Genomic DNA, 13,849 nt, shown 5'->3' on the forward strand with positions numbered 1-13,849 from the left:
AGGACGGCGCCCTTTTCGTTTGGCCGGAGGAACGGCACTCCCTGCGACGGCTGGCGGCCTTTTCGTTTGGCATGAGTGCGACTAACGGTAGATTCACGCTGTTCTCACGGAGAATCCCGATGCCGCGCCCCTTCGTCCTCGCCGCTGCCCTGTTGGCAGGCACAACCTGGGCCGCCCAGGCGAATGTCTTCCGCTGGGCGAACGACGGCGACACCAATTCGATGGACCCCTACACGCGGCAGGAGACCTTCCTGCTGTCGTTCAACGCCAACATCTATGAGCCGCTGGTCCGCCGCGATGCGCAGATGCGCGTCGAGCCGGCGCTGGCCGAGCGCTGGGAGAACCCCTCCCCCACCGTCTGGCGCTTCCATCTGCGCCGCAATGTGCGCTTCACCGATGGCACGCCCTTCACCGCCGACGACGTGGTGTTCAGCGCCCAGCGCGCACGCGCGCAGGGCTCCAACATCCAGGGCGTGCTCGCCTCGGTGAAGGAGGTCCGCCGCGTAGATGACCACACGGTGGAATTCGAGACGACGGTGCCGAACCCGATTCTGCTCCAGGAAATCACCAACTGGGGCATCCTCAGCCGCGCCTGGGCGGAGCGGAACAACGCCACGCGGCCGGCCGACCTGACCTCGCGCGAGGAGAACTTCGCCACCCGCAATGCGATGGGCACGGGGCCGTTCCTGTTGCAGTCGCGTGAACCCGACCGCCGTACCGTGCTGGTGCCGAACCCCAACTGGTGGGACACGCCGCGCCACAACGTCACGCGCGCCGAGTTCAACGTCATCTCCAACGACGCGACGCGCGTCGCCGCCCTGCTCTCGGGCGAGATGGACTTCGTCTACACCGTGCCGCCGCAGGATGTGGAGCGCATCCGCCGGTCGCCGGGCGTGAGCATCATGCAGGGGCCGGAGCTGCGCACCATCTTCCTCGGCATGGACCAGATGCGGCCGCAACTGCTGAAGTCCGACGTGCAGGGGAAGAACCCGTTCCAGGACGTGCGCGTGCGGCGCGCCATGCTGCTCGCGATCGACGTCAACGCCATCCAGCGCACGGTGATGCGCGGCCAGTCGCGGCCGTCCAACCTGCTCTACGGGCCGGGCGTGAACGGGTTCCGCGAGGCCGACGACGTCCGCCCCGCGGTGAACATCGAGGAAGGGCGCCGGCTGCTGCGGGAGGCTGGCTATCCGAACGGCTTCGGCGTCACGCTCGACTGCCCCAACGACCGCTACGTGAACGACGAGGCGATCTGCACCGCGGTGACCGCGATGCTCGCGCGCGTCGGCATCCGCGTGACGCTCGCGGCGCAGACCCGGGCGCGCTACTTCGCGGAGATCAACGCGCCGCGCTTCAACACCTCCTTCTACCTGCTGGGGTGGACGCCTTCGACGTCCGACGCGCACAACGCCTTCTACAACCTGGCCGGTACGCGTGACGGGGCGCGCGGCGTGTTCAACAGCGCGGGTTACTCCAACCCGCGCTTCGACACGCTGCTGGACCGCATCGCGGTGGAGACGAACCCGGACCAGCGCCAGGAACTGATCTCCGAGGCGAGCCAGGTGCTGCGCGACGATGTCGCCTTCATCCCGCTGCACCAGCAGCAGATCGTCTGGGCGGTGCGCCAGGGCTGGACGGTGGTGCAGACCGCCGACAACTACTTCCAGCTGCGGCACGTGCGCTTCGGGCAGTGACGAAGGCCGGAGGGGCACTGCCCCTCCGGACCACCCCGCCAAAGGCCGAAAGGCCTTTGGGAACCGTTTTCCCCTGCCGGGCATTGCGTCGGTGTCCATCCTGCCGCGGCGCTCCGGTGCACCACGGCAGGCTTCGGCCAACCCCTCTGCACAGCGCCAGGTTGTGGTTGCCAAAGGCCTTTCGGCCTTTGGCAGGAGGGGTTCGGGGAGGGCAGCGCCCTCCCCGCGGCGCCTTCAGCGCGGCTGCACCTGCGCCATCGAGTTGGCGAAGCTGTCCTCCACCACGCGGAACCAGGTCTGCTGGTCCTGGCGGAAGCGGTCCCACTGCGCGTGGATCTCCTTGAACCGCGCGTTGCGCGCCCCGAGTTCCGCATAGAGTTCCTGCGTCGCCCGGAAGCAGGCGGCGATGACGTCGCGCGGGTACTGCCGAAGCTGCGTGCCGCTAGCGATCAGCCGCCGCAGGGCCGGCGGGTTCTGCGCGTCGTAGCGGCCGGTCATGTAGATGTAGCCCTCGTGGCAGGCGGTCTCGAGCGCCGCCCTGAAGGGCGCCGGCAGGCCTTCCCAGGCGCGCTCGTTCACCACCATGGCGATCGAGGGACCGGGCTCCCACCAGCCCGGGAAGTAGTAGTATTGCGCGACGCGCTGGAAGCCGAGCTTCTCGTCGTCATAGGGTCCGACCCATTCGGCGCCGTCCACCACGCCGCGCTCCAGCGCGGGGTAGATGTCCGGCCCCGCAAGCTGCTGCGCGACGGCGCCGAGCTTCTGCAGCACGTCGCCGGCATAGCCCGCGATGCGGAACTTGAGCCCGCGCAGGTCGTCGACGCTCCTGATCTCCTTGCGGAACCAGCCGCCCATCTGGGCGCCGGTATTGCCGGCCAGGAGGCAATGGACACCCTGGTCGCGGAAGACCGGCGCCATGGCCTGCGCCCCGCCGCCATTGTGCCACCAGGCGAATTGCTGGCGCGCATTCAGCCCGAAGGGCACGCAGGAGCCGAAGGCGAGAGAGGGATCCTTGCCCGTGTAGTAATAGGGCGCGGTGTAGCCGCACTCGACCGAGCCCTGCCCCGCGGCATCGAGGACCTGCAGCGCGGGCACCACCTCGCCCGGTGCGAAGGGCTGGATCTGGAAGGCGCCCTCGGTGATCTCGCCGACCCGGCGGCAGATGTGTTCCTGGGTGCCGTAGAGCGTATCGAGCGACTTGGGGAAGCTGCCCGGGCAGCGCCAGCGGATGCGCGGCTGCGCGTGGGCGAGTTGCGGCGCGGCAAGGGTCGCGGCGACGGTGCCCGCGGCCCCGCCCGCCATGAAGCGGCGACGGTCCATTCCTGTTGTATCCTCCCGTGCGGGCAGGCGTGCCCGACCCGAGGGAGCATGGCGGCCGCCGCGGCGGCGCGCAACGCGCCGTCAGGAGGCCGGGCGGCCGGCGATCCCGGTGCCCGATGCGGCACCCTTCCCGTGGGCACGATGGCGCTGGCCATTGCGGCAGCGCCGCATCCGGCGTCTGCCGGTCAAGCCGCGGTCTCCCCGCCCTCGGGCCCGTAGAAGATGACCCAGACGCCGAGGTCGTCGGAACAATCCTCGAAGCGGTGTTCGGCGCCTGCGGGGACCCAGAGCAGGTCGCCCGGCCCGAAGGGCCTTCGCGTACCGGCGCAGGAGAAGGTGCCGCGGCCGCTGACGACGACCTAGGCCTCATCGCGCGTATGCGGCGCCTGCGGGTCGGTGCCGCGCGGGGCGTACCAGCGGGCTTCGAAAGTGCCGTGCGTGAAGATGCGGGCGGAGGCGCGGCCCGGCTCGTTCGGCGCGGCCGTGGCCTCGGCGGCGGGGAAGACGAAGCGCGTCATGCGGCGATGCTGCGTTCGGGCGGTGCCGCCGTGCCGCGATCGCATGATGCGCGCCCGTCAGAGGTTTCGCCGTCGGCCGCCGGCATGGCGCGCGGGCTGATGAGGCGACCGCGCGCGAAACCAGGACCCTGATACCGAGTCATACCGGCGGCACGAGTCATTCACTCGTGCCGCCGGTAAACCTCGACTCTGCTGAAATCTGCTTGCGGCGACGCGGGGCGGTCTGATTCGCTGGGGTTATGTCTGGCGTTGTGCTGAGCGGTGAGGATCGAGCCTACTTTCTGAGGGCGATGCGCCGTCAGGGGAACAGCGCAGTGCATCGGCGGATGAACGCGCTGCTGCTTCTGGACGATGGCTGGACGACCGAGAGGGTGGCCGAAGCCTTGTTTATCGACGCCGAGACGGTGCGGGCGCACCGGCGGCTGTATGGGGCGGCAGGGCGGGCCGGTGTGGAGCGGCTGGCCTATGTCGGCCACGCTCCGGTGCTGAGCGGGGCGCAGGCGGCGGAGCTCTCGGCCGAACTCTCGGGGCGGGTCTACCTGACAGCCAAAGCGGTGTGCGGCTTCGTCGCGGCGCGCTTCGGCCTGGCCTACACGCCGCACGCGATGGCGCGCCTGCTGGGGCGGATCGGCTATGTCTGGAAGCGGCCGAAGGTGGTGCCGGCGAAGGCCGATGCGCAGGCGCAGCGCGCCTTTCTCGACGGCACGCTGCTGCCGCTGATGGCGCAAGCCGAGGCCGATCCGGCCAGCGCCCTGCTGTTCGTCGACGCGACCCACCCTGCCTACGACGCCCACCCGGCCTCGGGCTGGATCCGCCGGGGCCAGACGGCGACGCTCAAGAGCAACCATGGCCGGGTGAACGTCACCCTCAATGGCGCACTCTCCTGGCCTGCGCGTGAGGTGATCACGCGCGAGGCGACCAGGATCACCGGCCCCGAGATGGTCGCCTTCTTCGCCCAGATCGAGGCACGCTACCCGGCCGCGCGCACCATCACCCTGATCGCCGACAACGCCACCTACAACCGCGCGGCCGTCGTGCGCGAATGGCTCACCCAGCCCGATTGCCGGGTGCGCATCGTCTACCTGCCGCCCTATGCGCCGAACCTCAACCTCATCGAGCGGCTGTGGTGGTTCTTCAAGAAGAAGGTACTGTGGAACACCCGCTACCCGAGCCTGGCCGAGTTCCGCACCGCCATCCGCGCCTTCTTCGCCAACCTCGGACAGTGGAACAGCGAACTCGCCTCCCTCCTGACCAGCCGCTTCCACCTCATCGCGCACACGCCAGCACAGATTTCAGCGGCGTAGAGGTTTATCAGAAGGACACGCGGCCCGCCGCGGCCAGCGCCAGCAGCAGGGAGGCGACATGCGTCGACTGCTGCACCTCCCCTTCGCGGATGACCCGCAGCACCTCGGGCACGGGGATGAGCTCGACGGTGATCTCCTCCCCGTTGTCGAAGGACTGCACGCCTTCGGGCGCGGCGCCGAGCGCGAGCACGGTGTGGACGCGATTGGTGTGCGTCGCCGGATTGGGACGCAGGCTGACGACATGGCGGAATTCCCGCGCGCCGTAGCCGGTTTCCTCGCGGAACTCGCGGGCGCCGCCGGCCACGGGGTCGGCATCGGCGGCGTCCAGCACGCCGCCGGGGAGTTCGAGATGCACCTCCTGTGCGCCGTGCCGGTACTGGCGGTTCATCACCAGGCGGTCGTCGTCGGTCAGGGCGACGACATGCACCCAGTCCGCGTATTCCAGCACGTAGAAGGGATCCACCACGTCGCCCGAGGGGGCGACGCAGCTATCCGCGCGGACGCGGATCCAGCGATCCGCCAGCACGATACGGCTGGCGGTCACCGTCCACGGCTTCAGCGCGCTCATTCGGCGGCGATCTGGTGCGCCTGCGCATAGGCCTCGAGAGGTGCGCAGGAGCAGACCAGGTTGCGGTCGCCATAGACGTTGTCGACGCGCTTCACCGGCGGCCAGTACTTGCGCGCCTTGACAAAGGGCAGCGGGAAGGCCGCCTGCTCGCGCGAATACGGGTGCGACCAGGTCTCCGCCGCGATCTCGGCCGCGGTGTGCGGCGCGTTCTTCAGCGGGTTGTCGGCCTTGTCCATGCGGCCCTGTTCGACGGCGCGGATCTCGGCGCGGATCGCGATCATCGCATCGATGAAGCGGTCGAGCTCGGCCTTCGGCTCGCTCTCGGTCGGTTCGACCATCAGCGTGCCGGCGACCGGCCAGGACATGGTGGGCGCATGGAAGCCGTAGTCCTGAAGGCGCTTGGCGATGTCCTCGACCAGCACGCCGCCGCCCTGCTGGAAGCCGCGGCAGTCGAGGATGCATTCATGCGCGACCATGCCGTTCATGCCGCGATAGAGCACCGGATAATGCGCTTCCAGCCGCTTCGCGACGTAGTTGGCGGCGAGGATCGCAACCTGGGTCGCGCGCTTCAGCCCATCCGCGCCCATCATGCGGATGTACGCGTAGGAGATCGGCAGGATCGAGGCCGAGCCCCAGGGGGCGGCGCTGACCGTGATATCCTTCGACCCGCCGCAATCGACCACCGGATGACCCGGCAGGAACGGCGCGAGTTCCGCCGTGACGCCGATCGGCCCGACACCCGGCCCGCCGCCGCCGTGCGGGATGCAGAAGGTCTTGTGCAGGTTCAGGTGGCAGACATCCGCACCGATCGTCGCCGGCGAGGTCAGCCCCACCTGCGCGTTCATGTTGGCGCCGTCCATGTAGACCTTGCCGCCATGCGCGTGGATCAGCGCGCAGATCTCGCGGATCGAGGCTTCGAAGACGCCGTGCGTGGAGGGATAGGTGATCATCAGCGCGGCAAGGTTCGCCGCATGCTGTTTCGCCTTCGCCTTCAGGTCATCGAGGTCCACGCTGCCGTCGCGATCGGTGCCGACGACGACCACGCGCATCCCCGCCATCGCGGCCGAGGCCGGGTTGGTGCCATGCGCCGAGGCCGGGATCAGGCAGATGTCCCGATGCGTGTCGCCGCGCGAATGGTGCCAGCCGCGGATGGCGAGCAGCCCCGCATATTCGCCCTGGCTGCCGGCATTGGGCTGCAGCGACACGGCGGCGAAGCCGGTGATGCGGCAGAGCCAGTCGGACAGGCGATCGGTCAGCTCGCGATAGCCCTTCGCCTGGTCCGCCGGCGCGAAGGGATGGATCACGCTGAAGCCGGGCAGCGTGACCGGCACCATCTCGGCCGTCGCGTTCAGCTTCATCGTGCAGGATCCCAGCGGGATCATGCTGCGATTCAGCGCGACGTCCTTGTCCTCCAGCATCTTCAGGTAGCGGAGCATCGCGTGCTCCGAGTGATGCGTGTTGAAGACAGTCGCGGTGCAGAAGGCCGATCGGCGTTCCAGCGCGGCGGGAATGCCGCCTTCGGTGGCGCCGATGGCGACGGGCCTGCCCGCGGCCTCGGCGATCACCTGGATCAGGAGGTCGAGTTCCTCGCGCGTGACGGTCTCGTCGAGCGCGATGCCGACAGTGGCCGCGTCGATGCGGGCGAAGTTGAAGCCACGCTTCAGCCCGACTTCCATCAGCGTCTGCGCCTTCCCGCCGCACTCCAGCGCAACGGTGTCGAAGAAGGCATCGTGCCTCGGCGCGAATCCGGCCGCCCTGGCGGCGCCGGCGACCAGCCTCGCGAGCAGGTTCACCCGCGCCGCGATGCGCTTCAGCCCCTCCGGGCCATGCCAGACCGCATACATGCCGGCCATGACGGCGAGCAGCACCTGCGCGGTGCAGATGTTGGAGGTCGCCTTCTCGCGGCGGATGTGCTGCTCGCGCGTCTGCAGCGCGAGGCGCATCGCAGGCGCCCCTGCGGCATCGACGGACACGCCAACGAGCCGCCCCGGCATCAGCCGCTTGTGCGCGTCCTTCACCGCCATGTAGCCGGCATGCGGCCCGCCATAGCCCATCGGCACGCCGAAGCGCTGGGCGGAGCCCACCACGACATCGGCGCCCATTTCGCCCGGCGGCGTCAGCAGGCAAAGCGACAGCGGATCGGCCGCGACGATGGCAAGGCCGCCGCCAGCCTGTACTGCCGCGATCTCGCCCGTCAGGTCGCGCACCTCGCCGGTGGTGCCGGGGTATTGCAGCACCAGCGCGAAGGGCTTCGTGGCCGCGACCTCGGCGACGATCGCGTCCACCGCGACGAAGCGCACCTCGATGCCGAGAGGTGCGGCGCGCGTCGTGAGCACGGCCTTGGACTGCGGATGCAGGTCGCCGGCGGCGAGCAGCAGGTGCGACCTGCCGCGGGTCGCGGCGTGCGCCAGGTGCATCGCCTCGGCGACCGCCGTCGCCTCGTCCAGCAGCGAGGCATTCGCCACGTCGAGGCCGGTGAGATCGGTGATCATGGTCTGGAAATTGACCAGGGCTTCCAGCCGGCCCTGCGCGATCTCGGCCTGATACGGCGTATAGGCCGTGTACCAGCCGGGGTTCTCCAGCACGTTGCGGCGGATCACCAGCGGGGTGTGCGTGCCGTGATAGCCCATGCCGATCAGCGACTTGATGTCGGCGCGGTTGCGCAGCGCCATGGCGCGCAGTTCGGCGAGAAGTTCCAGTTCCGTCGCCGGTTCCGGCAGCCCCGCCATGTCCATGCCGAGGATCGCCGCCGGCACGGTCCTGGCGGCCAGGTCATCGAGGCTCGACGCGCCGACGGCGCGGAGCATCTCGGCGATCTCGGCTTCGCCCGGGCCGATGTGGCGCGGCGCGAAGGCGTCGCCCGCCTCCAGCGCCGCCAGCGTGTCGAGCGCGCTGCTCATGCCAGCGTGTCCACGTAGGCGGCGTAGGCGGCCTCGTCCATCAGCGTCGCGATCTCGGCCGCGTCGGCCGGCTCGATCCTGAAGAACCAGCCATCGGTCGTCGGCGCGGAATTGATCGTGCCGGGATTGTCGGCGAGCGCGGCGTTCACCTCGACGATCTTTCCCGCGATCGGCGCATAGACGTCGGAGGCGGCCTTCACGCTCTCGACCACCGCGACGGCCTCGCCGGCGGCGACCATGCGGCCGGCCTCGGGCAGGTCCACGAAGACCACGTCGCCCAGAGCGTTCTGCGCATGGTCGGTGATGCCGACGGTGGCGATGCCGCCGTCCAGGCGCACCCATTCATGATCCTTGGTGAATTTGGTGTCGGACATCGGTGCGGATCCTTCAGCGGGCGTAGCGGTGGGGAACGAAGGGGGTGGGCGCGACGCGGGCCGGCAGGGCCTTGCCACGCACCATGAGCTCCAGGGCGGTACCATCGGCGGCGTGTTCCCGCGCGACGTAGCCCATGGCCATCGGGCCGTTCAGGGAGGGGCCGAAGCCGCCCGAGGTGATCTCCCCGATCGCGGCGCCGCCCGGCGCGTGCACCGGCGTGTGGCCGCGCGCGGGCTGGCGGCCTTCGGGGCGGATGCCGACGCGCAGGCGGCGCGTGCCGTTGGCGAGTTCCTCGCGCACGCGGTCCGCGCCGGGGAAGTTCCATTCGGTGCGGCGGCGCTTGCCGATGGTCCAGGTCAGCGCGGCCTCGACCGGGCTCGTCGTCTCGTCGATGTCGTTGCCGTAGAGGCAGAGCCCCGCCTCCAGCCGCAGCGAATCGCGCGCGCCGAGGCCGGCGGCCTGCACGCCCGGCAGGGCCAGCAGGGCGCGGGCGAAGGCTTCGGCCCGCTCGGCCGGCACCGAGACCTCGACGCCGTCCTCGCCCGTGTAGCCGCTGCGCGAGACCAGCGCGGGCACGCCGGCGATCTCGAAGGACCCGACTCCCATGAACGACAGCCCGGCGATGCCTGGCGCCAGCGTCGCGATGGCGGCCACCGCACCCGGCCCCTGCAGCGCGATCAGCGCGCGGTCGGGCAGCGGCTTCAGCGCCACGCCGGCGGGCAGCACGGCGGCGATGCGCGGCAGGTCGAGATGCTTGCGGCTGGCATTCACCACCAGGAACAGCCGGTCGCCCAGATTGGCGACCATGAAGTCGTCGAGGATGCCGCCATCCTCCATCGTCAGCAGGCCGTAGCGCTGGCGCCCGGGCTTCAGCCCCTGCACGTCGGCCGGCGTCACGCGCTCCAGCGCGGCGGCGGCACCCTCGCCGACGAGTTCCGCCTGCCCCATGTGGGAGACGTCGAACAGCGCCGCGGAGGCGCGGCACTGCAGGTGCTCCGCCATGATGCCCGCGGGGTACTGGACCGGCATGGAATAGCCCGCGAAGGGCACCATGCGGCCGCCGAGCTCGCGATGCAGCGCGGCGAGCGGGGTTTCGAGAAGAGCCTCTGACGAATCGGCCACGGTGCCTCCCGCCGCTCAGCGGCGAATGGGGTTCAGTCCGTGGCCCCCCTCTGTCGGATGGACCTGAGAGATTCGGCAGAGGGGTTTGCCTCGCCTTACTCCGTCGGTGCCGAGGCTTGCGCCTCGGGCTTTCCAGAGGCCCCTTCCCCGCGCGGCCCTTCTGCCTGAGCGTTTCCGGGGGCCGGTTGCGCCTTCGGCGGGGGCGTCGCCGCCCCTCTCTCCCGCGCGGGATCTGCGGGGTGCGCCTTCCTGACAGATCGGCCGCGGCGGCGCAACGGCGGAGGTCAGGGAATCGGCCGCCAGGCCTCCGTGACGCGCGGCGGGCGCAGCGCGAAGCGCCAGGTGCAGCCCGGCGCCGGCTGGTCGTGCGACCGGGCGATCGGCAGCCCCGCCCAGGCGCACATCAGAAGCGTGCCGGTGCCGCCATGGCCGACAAGCGCGAGGCCGCCCGCGCCATGCCCGGCGAGGATGTCCCGTGCCGCTGCGACGATGCGGCGCTGCGCGTCGACCGCACGCTCCCAGCCTTCGGCGCTCTCCTCCGGCCGGGCGAAGAAGGCGTCGGCGAGTCGCTCGAATTCCTCCCGCGGGCGGTATCCCGTGCTGCTGCGGTCCATCTCCCGCAGCCCCGGATGGACCAGGACCGGCAGGCCGAAGCGCGCCGCCAGGATGCCTGCCGCCTCGATCGCCTTGGTCTCGTCGCTCGCCCAGACGGCGGCGAGGCCGCCGGGTCGCGGCTCGGCCGCGAGCCGCCGCATGCGCTGGATGCCCTCCGGCGCCAGGTGCCAGCGCGGCACCGGGACGGCCGGGTCGATCGTGACCTCGGGGTGGGAGACGAAGATCCCGCCTGCCGTCACCGCGGCCCGCGGCGCCGGTTCAGCGCCAGTTCCTCCGGCGTGAGCTGGAAGGAGAGCCGGATGTTGTGGTTCTCCACCAGGCGCTCATCCGCCGGGAAGCTGAAGGTGACCGGGCGGCTCTGCACCCGGATGCGGTTCACGTTCACGTCGAAGGCTGCCGGGGTGACGTATTCCTGCCGGTCGATCACCTGGGTGTCGTCCAGGTCGGTCACGGCGATGAACCAGGGCAGGTTGACGTCGCGGCCCGTGGCGGCGGGGCCGCGTTCCACATCGAAGACGGCACTGATCGCCACCGAGACGCCTTCCCGGCGGCGCGTGTAGTCGCAGCGCGCCTGGAAGCCGATCAGGCGGGCATCGGTCGTCATCGACGCCAGGTCCTGCCCGCCGCCCGGGCGGAACCGCGTCAGGTCCGCCCCGTCGGCCAGCACGGTGACGCGCGGGCACGGTGCCGGCGGACTCGTCGAGGAGACCCCCGAACCCCCGCAGCCGGCGAGCATCGCCGCCCCCGCCAGACCCATCCCCGCCTTGCGCCACATGAACCGCACTCTTCCGTCCCCCTTTGACCCCGGGCGCCCCATCTATAGTTTGTGGCCCGCCCTGGACAGGCCGCAACCTGCCCGCCCCCGAACACCGCGCGAAGACATGACCGCCGAAAAGCCCCGCCTCCACGTCCTGCTCGCCGGCCCGCGCGGCTTCTGCGCCGGGGTGGACCGCGCCATCAGGATCGTCGAGGAGGCGCTGAAGCGCCACGGCGCACCCGTCTACGTCCGGCACGAGATCGTGCACAACCGCTTCGTCGTCGAGGCGCTCGAGCGCCAGGGCGCCGTCTTCGTCGAGGAACTTTCCGAGATCCCCGATGACGGGCGGCCGGTGGTCTTCTCCGCCCATGGCGTGCCGAAGACCGTCCCGGCCGAGGCCGCACGCCGGCAGATGTATTTCCTCGACGCCACCTGCCCGCTGGTCAGCAAGGTCCACCGGGCCGCCGAACAGGACCACGCGCGCGGCCGCCACCTGCTGCTGATCGGCCATGCCGGACACCCGGAGGTGGTCGGCACCATGGGCCAGCTGCCCGAGGGCGCGATGACGCTGGTCGAGGACGCCGAGGCCGCCCGCCGCGTCGCCCCGCCGCCCGGCGCCGCCCTCACCTACACGACGCAGACGACGCTCTCGGTGGACGACACGGCGGAGATCGTCGCCATCCTGCGCGAGCGCTTCCCCGGCATCGCCGAGCCCGCCAAGGAAAGCATCTGCTACGCCACCACCAACCGCCAGGCGGCGGTGAAGGCGGTGGCGGCGCGCAGCGAGCTCGTCATCGTGGTCGGTGCGCCGAATTCCTCCAACTCCGTCCGGCTGCGCGAGGTGGCGGAGCGCGCCGGCGCGCAGCGCGCGATCATGGTGCAGCGCGGCGCCGAGCTCGACCCGGCATTCGCCGATGGCTGCGCCACGGTCGGCATCACCGCCGGCGCCTCCGCGCCCGAGGTGCTGGTGCGCGAGGTCGTCGACCGCCTCCGCGAACGCTTCGAGATCACGGTCGAGGAAGTGACCGTCGCCGTCGAGGATGTCGTCTTCCGCACCCCGCCGATGCGCGCTGTCGCCTGATGGCCGTCTACACCGAAGTGACCGACGAGGCGCTGCGCGCCTTCCTCGCGGACTACGCCCTCGGCGAACTGATCGCCTTCCGCGGCATCGCCGAAGGCGTGGAGAACTCCAACTACGCGCTGAAGACGGAGGCGGGGGACTTCATCCTCACCCTCTACGAGAAGCGGGTGAACCCGGCGGAGCTGCCCTATTTCCTCGGGCTGATGGACCACATGGCCGGGCGGGGCCTTGCCTGCCCGACGCCGGTGCATGGGCGGGACGGGGTGGCGCTGCGCTACCTGGCAGGGCGGCCCGCGGCGATCGTCACCTTCCTGCCTGGCGTCTGGCCGCGGAAGGTGCGGCCCGAGCATTGCGCACCGCTCGGCCGCGCGCTGGCGGAGATGCACCGCGCCGGCGAGGGCTTCGCCCTCGTGCGGCCGAACGCGCTCGGGCCGGACGGATGGGCGCCGCTGCTCGACGGCTGCCGCGCGCGCGGAGACGAGGTGCAACCAGGGCTGATCGCGGAGCTCGACGCGGCACTGGCCGGCATCCTCGCCGCCTGGCCGGGGGAAGGCGCGCTGCCGCGCGGGCAGATCCACGCGGATCTCTTCCCCGACAACGTCTTCTTCCTGCCGGGCGAGGACGGCAGGCCGCGCGTGTCCGGCCTGATCGACTTCTACTTCGCCTGCACGGATCTGCTCGCCTACGACGTCGCGGTGTGCCTCAACGCCTGGTGCTTCGAGCCCGACTACTCCTTCAACGTCACCAAGGCGCGGGCATTGCTGTCGGCCTACGACGCGGTGCGGCACTTCTCTGTGGCGGAACGCGAGGCGCTGCCGGTGCTCTGCCGCGGCGCGGCGCTGCGCTTCCTGCTGACGCGGCTCTATGACTGGACGCATACGCCGGCGGGCGCGCTGGTCACGCGGAAGGACCCGCTGGAATACCTGCGGAAGCTGCGCTTCTTCGCGCGGGCGGAAAGCGCGGGGGCATTGGGACTGTGATCGTGAGGAAGAAAGGTCGGGGGAGGATGAACCTCCCCCGAACCCCCTCCCGTTTTTGGCACTTGGGGACTGACAGCCGAAGTCAGTTCCCAGGTACCAAAGAAGGCTGGGGGGTTCGGGGGGAAGTTCTCTTCCCCCCGTCTTCATGACCGACCCGCGCCCCCTCGTGGAGATCTGGACCGACGGCGGCTGCAAGCCGAATCCGGGCCCGGGCGGCTGGGCGGCGATCCTCCGTTTCGGCGAACACGAGCGCGAACTCTCCGGCGGCGAGCCGGAGACGACGAACAACCGCATGGAGCTGACCGCGGCGATCATGGCGCTGGAGGCGCTGAAGAAACCGTGCCGCGTCGCGCTGCACACCGACAGCGAATACGTGAAGAACGGCATCAGCCGCTGGATCCATGGCTGGGTGCGCAGCAACTGGCGCAACGCGGCAAGGGAGCCGGTGAAGAACCTCGACCTCTGGCAGCGGCTGCTGGCGGCGGCGAAGCCGCACCAGATGGAGTGGCGCTGGGTGCGGGGACATGCCGGCGATGCGATGAATGAGCGGGCGGACGCGCTGGCGACGGCGGCGCGGGACGCTGCGGCAGGCGGCTGATATGGCAACTCCCCTCG

13 protein-coding genes, 1 pseudogene and 2 riboswitches are annotated in these 13,849 nt (G+C 70.6%); of the genes and pseudogenes, 5 read left to right on the forward strand and 9 right to left on the reverse strand.

The annotated features are described in order from the left end of the window. The first annotated feature begins 119 nt into the window (after positions 1-119). Positions 120-1,694, forward strand: a complete 1,575-nt coding sequence (locus tag GXW74_RS04010; protein WP_211845001.1) for an ABC transporter substrate-binding protein — start codon at positions 120-122, stop codon at positions 1,692-1,694. A gap of 234 nt (positions 1,695-1,928) precedes the next feature. On the opposite strand, the gene GXW74_RS04015 is transcribed toward GXW74_RS04010, so the two are convergent. From GXW74_RS04015 to GXW74_RS04025, 3 genes and pseudogenes are all read right to left on the reverse strand, one after another. Continuing rightward, positions 1,929-3,014 (reverse strand): TRAP transporter substrate-binding protein, encoded by a 1,086-nt coding sequence (locus GXW74_RS04015; protein WP_211845002.1) that lies wholly within the window; start codon positions 3,012-3,014, stop codon positions 1,929-1,931. A gap of 185 nt (positions 3,015-3,199) precedes the next feature. Continuing rightward, a pseudogene (locus GXW74_RS28755) lies at positions 3,200-3,361 on the reverse strand (cupin domain-containing protein); the annotation flags it as partial. Between the two features lie 12 nt (positions 3,362-3,373). After that, the gene (locus GXW74_RS04025; RefSeq protein WP_211845003.1) at positions 3,374-3,532 is read right to left on the reverse strand and encodes a hypothetical protein; all 159 of its coding nucleotides are present in this window, start codon (positions 3,530-3,532) and stop codon (positions 3,374-3,376) included. Between the two features lie 326 nt (positions 3,533-3,858). Between GXW74_RS04025 and GXW74_RS04030 the strand changes: the two genes are divergently transcribed. After that, on the forward strand, positions 3,859-4,836 hold the full coding sequence (locus GXW74_RS04030; protein WP_211845004.1) for an IS630 family transposase: 978 nt from the start codon (positions 3,859-3,861) through the stop codon (positions 4,834-4,836). 7 nt (positions 4,837-4,843) lie between these two features. Here GXW74_RS04030 and GXW74_RS04035 read toward each other — a convergent pair whose 3' ends face one another. The 6 genes from GXW74_RS04035 to GXW74_RS04060 form a co-directional block, all read right to left on the reverse strand. Continuing rightward, positions 4,844-5,404: an NUDIX hydrolase gene (locus GXW74_RS04035; protein ID WP_211845005.1), complete on the reverse strand. Its 561-nt coding sequence runs from the start codon at positions 5,402-5,404 to the stop codon at positions 4,844-4,846. Beyond that, positions 5,401-8,304, reverse strand: a complete 2,904-nt coding sequence (gcvP, locus tag GXW74_RS04040; protein ID WP_211845006.1) for an aminomethyl-transferring glycine dehydrogenase — start codon at positions 8,302-8,304, stop codon at positions 5,401-5,403. Before gcvP ends, GXW74_RS04035 begins: the two co-directional genes overlap by 4 nt. Then, positions 8,301-8,678 carry a glycine cleavage system protein GcvH gene (gene gcvH, locus GXW74_RS04045; RefSeq protein WP_211845007.1) on the reverse strand — a complete coding sequence of 126 codons (378 nt, stop codon included), beginning with the start codon at positions 8,676-8,678 and terminating at the stop codon, positions 8,301-8,303. The genes gcvP and gcvH overlap by 4 nt, the downstream gene beginning before the upstream one ends. Before the next feature lie 13 nt (positions 8,679-8,691). Beyond that, positions 8,692-9,801 carry a glycine cleavage system aminomethyltransferase GcvT gene (gene gcvT, locus GXW74_RS04050; protein WP_211845008.1) on the reverse strand — a complete coding sequence of 370 codons (1,110 nt, stop codon included), beginning with the start codon at positions 9,799-9,801 and terminating at the stop codon, positions 8,692-8,694. A gap of 47 nt (positions 9,802-9,848) precedes the next feature. Then, a riboswitch (glycine riboswitch) is annotated at positions 9,849-9,940 on the reverse strand. A gap of 3 nt (positions 9,941-9,943) precedes the next feature. Further along, positions 9,944-10,035, reverse strand: a riboswitch (glycine riboswitch). Between the two features lie 50 nt (positions 10,036-10,085). Next, complete coding sequence (locus GXW74_RS04055; protein ID WP_338148129.1) at positions 10,086-10,655, reverse strand: histidine phosphatase family protein; 570 nt, start codon at positions 10,653-10,655, stop codon at positions 10,086-10,088. Further along, a complete protein-coding gene (locus GXW74_RS04060) occupies positions 10,652-11,191 on the reverse strand; it encodes a hypothetical protein (RefSeq protein WP_211845009.1) in 540 nt (179 codons plus the stop codon). Before GXW74_RS04060 ends, GXW74_RS04055 begins: the two co-directional genes overlap by 4 nt. Before the next feature lie 106 nt (positions 11,192-11,297). Here GXW74_RS04060 and ispH point away from each other — a divergent pair, with 106 nt between their 5' ends. The 3 genes from ispH to rnhA all read left to right on the forward strand — a co-directional run bounded on the left by ispH (position 11,298) and on the right by rnhA (position 13,832). After that, complete coding sequence (ispH, locus tag GXW74_RS04065; RefSeq protein ID WP_211845010.1) at positions 11,298-12,254, forward strand: 4-hydroxy-3-methylbut-2-enyl diphosphate reductase; 957 nt, start codon at positions 11,298-11,300, stop codon at positions 12,252-12,254. Next, a complete protein-coding gene (locus tag GXW74_RS04070) occupies positions 12,254-13,234 on the forward strand; it encodes a homoserine kinase (protein ID WP_211845011.1) in 981 nt (326 codons plus the stop codon). The genes ispH and GXW74_RS04070 overlap by 1 nt, the downstream gene beginning before the upstream one ends. 145 nt (positions 13,235-13,379) lie before the next feature. Next, complete coding sequence (gene rnhA / locus GXW74_RS04075; protein WP_211845012.1) at positions 13,380-13,832, forward strand: ribonuclease HI; 453 nt, start codon at positions 13,380-13,382, stop codon at positions 13,830-13,832. Positions 13,833-13,849 lie beyond the last annotated feature (17 nt).

Source organism: Neoroseomonas eburnea (assembly GCF_018129005.1).
Lineage (GTDB): Bacteria > Pseudomonadota > Alphaproteobacteria > Acetobacterales > Acetobacteraceae > Neoroseomonas > Neoroseomonas eburnea.

What these genes read in the sequence shown, in the direction of transcription:
- GXW74_RS04010 (WP_211845001.1), top strand. Translation starts at nt 120, where the DNA reads ATGCCGCGCCCCTTCGTCCTCGCCGCTGCCCTGTTGGCAGGCACAACC.
- GXW74_RS04015 (WP_211845002.1), bottom strand. Translation starts at nt 3,014, where the DNA reads ATGGACCGTCGCCGCTTCATGGCGGGCGGGGCCGCGGGCACCGTCGCC.
- GXW74_RS04025 (WP_211845003.1), bottom strand. Translation starts at nt 3,532, where the DNA reads ATGACGCGCTTCGTCTTCCCCGCCGCCGAGGCCACGGCCGCGCCGAAC.
- GXW74_RS04030 (WP_211845004.1), top strand. Translation starts at nt 3,859, where the DNA reads ATGAACGCGCTGCTGCTTCTGGACGATGGCTGGACGACCGAGAGGGTG.
- GXW74_RS04035 (WP_211845005.1), bottom strand. Translation starts at nt 5,404, where the DNA reads ATGAGCGCGCTGAAGCCGTGGACGGTGACCGCCAGCCGTATCGTGCTG.
- gcvP (WP_211845006.1), bottom strand. Translation starts at nt 8,304, where the DNA reads ATGAGCAGCGCGCTCGACACGCTGGCGGCGCTGGAGGCGGGCGACGCC.
- gcvH (WP_211845007.1), bottom strand. Translation starts at nt 8,678, where the DNA reads ATGTCCGACACCAAATTCACCAAGGATCATGAATGGGTGCGCCTGGAC.
- GXW74_RS04060 (WP_211845009.1), bottom strand. Translation starts at nt 11,191, where the DNA reads ATGTGGCGCAAGGCGGGGATGGGTCTGGCGGGGGCGGCGATGCTCGCC.
- ispH (WP_211845010.1), top strand. Translation starts at nt 11,298, where the DNA reads ATGACCGCCGAAAAGCCCCGCCTCCACGTCCTGCTCGCCGGCCCGCGC.
- GXW74_RS04070 (WP_211845011.1), top strand. Translation starts at nt 12,254, where the DNA reads ATGGCCGTCTACACCGAAGTGACCGACGAGGCGCTGCGCGCCTTCCTC.
- rnhA (WP_211845012.1), top strand. Translation starts at nt 13,380, where the DNA reads ATGACCGACCCGCGCCCCCTCGTGGAGATCTGGACCGACGGCGGCTGC.